Source organism: Candidatus Frankia nodulisporulans (genome assembly GCF_902806475.1).
In the GTDB taxonomy this organism is placed as follows: domain Bacteria; phylum Actinomycetota; class Actinomycetes; order Frankiales; family Frankiaceae; genus Frankia; species Frankia umida.
Genome location: NZ_CADCWS010000320.1, coordinates 1 through 4,049, shown reverse-complemented (window position 1 = coordinate 4,049; position 4,049 = coordinate 1). Strand labels below are relative to the sequence as shown.

General features: G+C 70.5%; 4 protein-coding genes. 2 read left to right on the top strand and 2 right to left on the bottom strand.

Going from position 1 to position 4,049, the window contains the following annotated elements; all coding sequences use genetic code 11:
* Nucleotides 1–95: 95 nt before the first annotated feature.
* Nucleotides 96–533 carry a VOC family protein gene (locus G6R24_RS18885; RefSeq protein WP_163550526.1) on the bottom strand — a complete coding sequence of 146 codons (438 nt, stop codon included), beginning with the start codon at nt 531–533 and terminating at the stop codon, nt 96–98.
* A gap of 37 nt (nt 534–570) precedes the next feature.
* Nucleotides 571–1,203 carry a DinB family protein gene (locus G6R24_RS18880; protein ID WP_192029197.1) on the bottom strand — a complete coding sequence of 211 codons (633 nt, stop codon included), beginning with the start codon at nt 1,201–1,203 and terminating at the stop codon, nt 571–573.
* A 61-nt stretch (nt 1,204–1,264) separates the two neighbouring features.
* On the opposite strand from G6R24_RS18880, the gene G6R24_RS18875 reads away from it, so the two are divergent.
* Nucleotides 1,265–2,329 (top strand): helix-turn-helix transcriptional regulator, encoded by a 1,065-nt coding sequence (locus tag G6R24_RS18875; RefSeq protein ID WP_192029195.1) that lies wholly within the window; start codon nt 1,265–1,267, stop codon nt 2,327–2,329.
* Nucleotides 2,326–4,049, top strand: a 1,724-nt coding sequence (locus tag G6R24_RS18870; RefSeq protein ID WP_192029193.1) for a type ISP restriction/modification enzyme, incomplete at its 3' end; no start/stop codon positions are given. The genes G6R24_RS18875 and G6R24_RS18870, both read left to right, overlap by 4 nt.

Here is a 4,049-nt window from a genome sequence, read left to right as displayed (position 1 = left end):
ACCCGTACAGCAAGGGGGACGAGGCCCGCTTCGCCTAAGACGAGACGAGACGCGGCGCGGCGCGGCGGCGGCCCGGCGCTTGGGTGTGGCCGCGGTCAGTCGAGGCAGAACTCGTTGCCTTCGGGGTCGAGCATGACGATGTGCCCGGCGACCATCGGGGGTGCGGGTTCGAGCCGGGAGGACCGGGTGGCGCCGAGGGCGACGAGCCGTTCGGCTTCGGTCTCCAGCGCGGCCATCCGGGCGTCGCCGCTGAGGCCGGGCGCGGCCCGGACGTCCAGATGCACGCGGTTCTTGGCCTGCTTGCCCTCGGGGACCCGCTGGAAGAACAGCCGCGGCCCGTGCCCTTCGGGGTCGAGCAGGGCCGAGGCGTCGTTGCGCCGCTCGGGTGGCACGCCGAACGCGGCCAGCGCCTGCTCCCAGGTCGCGAAGCCCCGCGGCGGCTCCTGCTCCTGGTAGCCGAGCGCCTCGGCCCAGAAGGCGGCCAGCTTCGCCGGGTCCGCGCTGTCGAAGGTGATCTGGATGTCACGAGCCATGATCGGGCGTCCTCCGTGTTCGTGGCCGAGCGAGGCGTCAGGACCGGTTCAGGTCGCGTAGCAGACACACCTCGGCGAGATGATGGATCAGTTCGCGGTGGATGTGCAGGACCAGCGCCGCCATCGGCAGGTCGGCGAACGGACCCTCGGCCGGGCCACAGGGCCGGGCCAGGCCCGCCTCACCGAGGGCCGTCACCCCGGCCAGCCAGGTGGTGTACTCGGCGTCGAGCTGCGCCAGGGCGGTGGCCGCGTCCGGCGCGTACTCGAAGGACAGGTAGTCGGTGGGGGTCCGTCCGAAGTGGGCGGCGTTGCGCATCGCGAGCACACCGACGATGACATGGCCGAGGCGCCAGGCGATCGTGGTGACCGGTGCCGGTTCCGGAGCCGGCATGGCGAAGTCGATGGTCATCGCACCGGAACCGCCCTGCACCGGCGCGGTGCCGCTGCCCCGCGGACGCACGTTCCAGCAGTCCGCCGCCGGCTCCCAGAAGTACTCGTCATCGCTGAGCCCGGCCAGCCGCGGGCGTAGCTGCTCGTTCCAGTGCTCGTCGACCTGAGAACGCAGCAACGAGTTGAGCGCCAGCCCGGCCGTGGCGGGCTGGGCGGTGGCGGGCCGGGTGGTGGCGGGCTGGGTGGTGGCGGGCTGGGTGGTCGTCGTGTTCGAAGTCATGGGGGCATCGTCGCGCCGATCGCGGACAGGTTCGGTCCGTGATCGGTGTCAGGATGGGAACGTGTCCGCTGAGACGACCACCGAGCGGGTGCTGCGGCTGCTGGCCCTGCTGCAGCGCCGGCCATCCTGGACCGCGTCGGAACTCGCCACCGAACTCGCCGTCACCGACCGCTCGGTGCGCCGCGACATCGAACGTCTGCGCGCCCTCGGCTACCCCGTGCACGCGCACTCCGGGGTCGGCGGCGGCTACCAGCTCGGCGCCGGCACCCGACTGCCACCGCTGCTGCTCGACGACGACGAGGCGATCGCGACCGCCGTATCGCTGCGCCTGGCCGCCGGTGGCACGGTCGCCGGCGCGGGGGAGTCGGCCCTGCGGGTACTCGCGAAACTCGACCAGGTGATGCCCCCGCGTCTGCGCGCCGAGGTGCGCGCCGTGCACGGCGCCACCGACACCCTGCTCGGCCCCGGCATCGAGATCGACGCGGACGTCCTGCTCACCCTCGCCCGCGCCTGCCGCGACGCGGTCCGCGTCCGCTTCCAGTACACCGGCCGCGGCGCCGGCGGTGGCGGTGACCTGCCTGAACGCACCGTCGAGCCGGTCCGGATGGTCGCCACCAGCCGCCGCTGGTACCTGATGGCCTGGGACGTCGACCGCGCCGACTGGCGCACCTTCCGCCTGGACCGGATGAGCCAGGTGACCGCGACGACCTGGCGTTTCCGCCTCCGTGAACACCCCGACCCGGTCGCCCACGTCCAACGCGCCGTCACCGAGGCCCCCTACCGGCACCGGGCCCGCGTCCGCCTGCGCGCCCAGCCCGACCAGGTCCGCGCCCTCGTCCCACCCCAGGTAGGACGGATCGAGGAGGACCCCAGCACCGACCCCGACCTCGGTGCCGGCACCGACTCCGCTGCCGGTACCGGCGACGCGCAGGACTGGTGCGTCCTGGTGGTCGGCGGCGATGACCTGACCTGGCTCGCCGCCCGCATCGCCGGTCTCGGTTTCGACGCCGAGATCCTCGAACCCCCCGAACTGCGCGAAGCCGCCCGCCAGCTGGCGCACCGCCTCACCTCGATGACCCGCCTCACCTCGATGACCACCCTCCCGGAGCGGACCGGGCACCGGTGACAACTCTCGGCTGGGAGGGCTGGGCCAGGGACATCGCCGCGATCGCCGCGGCTCACGTGACCCGCATCAGGGGCCTGCTCGCCCAGACGCGGTCGGCTCCCGCACGGCAGTTCGAGGTCTTCCTCGCCGACCTGCGCGGCACCCTGAACGACAGCATCACCGCCGACGAGGCGATCGACACGCTGGCCCAGCATCTCGTGACCCGCCCCGTCTTCGAAGCCCTCTTCGACGGCTACGACCTCGTGGCCACCAACCCGGTCGCGGCGGCCATGGAACGGATGCTGGCCACACTCGACGAACACGGCCCGGCAGCCGAGAACGAGACGCTGGAGTCGTTCTACGCCGCCGTCCGGCGCCGGGTGCGCGGCGTCGACAACGCCGAGGGACGACAGCGGATCCTCGTCGAGCTCTACGACCAGTTCTTCTCCGTCGCGTTCAGACGGGTCGCCGATCGACTCGGCATCGTCTACACCCCGATCGAGATCGTCGACTTCATCCTCCGTTCCGCTGACGCCGTGCTCCGCAGGGAGTTCGGCCAGGGCCTCACCGACGAGGGCGTCCACATCCTCGACGGCTTCGCCGGCACGGGGACGTTCCTCGTCCGTCTCCTGCAGTCCGGTCTGATCAGGCCCGCGGACCTCGCCCGCAAGTACGCCCGGGAACTCCACGGCAACGAGATCCTGCTCCTCGCCCACCACATCGCCGGCGTCAACATCCAGACCACCTACACCGATCTCACCGGCCAACCGGAACATTTTCCCGGTCTGGTTCTCACCGACACCTTCCAGCCCTGGCACCAGTCCTGGCAGCCCGGCCGTCTTCCGTCGCCGCCGATCACCGTCATCGTCGGGAACCCGCCCTACTCGGTGGGCCAGGCCTCGGCCAACGACAACAACGCCAACGAGAGATACCCGGACCTTGACGAGGAGATCAGACGCACCTACGCCGATCGTTCGACCGCGACCAACAAGAACTCCCTCTACAACTCCTACATTCGCGCGATCAGATGGGCCTCGCTGCGGATCGGGGACCGGGGAGTCATCGCCTTCGTGACACCGAACGGCCTGCTGGACGGGAACAGCACCGATGGTCTCAGGAAATCACTTGCTGACGAGTTCGCGACCATCCACGTCTTCGACCTCGGCGGCGACCAGAAAGGCGACTGGCGCAGGGAAGGCGGCAAGATCTTCGGTGCGGGCAGCCAGGTGGGCATCTGCGTGATCGTCCTGGTCAGGGATCGGACGCGGGTCCCGCCGGCCTCCGTGCACTACGGGCGGGTCGGTGACTACCTTGGCCGCGAGGCGAAACTCGCCCGGGTCGCGGCGGCCGAGGACATCCTCACGGTCGCCTCGACGGCCATCGTGCCGAACAGCCAGGGAGACTGGCTGAACCAGCGCAGCGACACCTTCCTCGCATACCTGGCGCTCGGCGACGGCGGCATCTTCGAACGTCACGGGCGTGGTTATGAGACCGGCCGTGACGTGTGGGTCTACGGCTCGTCGGCGGCGGGGCTTCGCCGCGTGATGCGGCGTGCCACGGAAACATATGCCGGAGTTCTCGACGGCCATGCGACCAACGACGAATCATTGATCAAGTGGACGGTGACGCTTCAGTCGCTGGCGAAGCGCCGCGTTCCGCTCCCGTACGACGAACGACCCCCGGTCCAGGCCACGTATCGGCCGTTCTGTCCACAGTGGATGTATGCGGACCGTAACTGGTC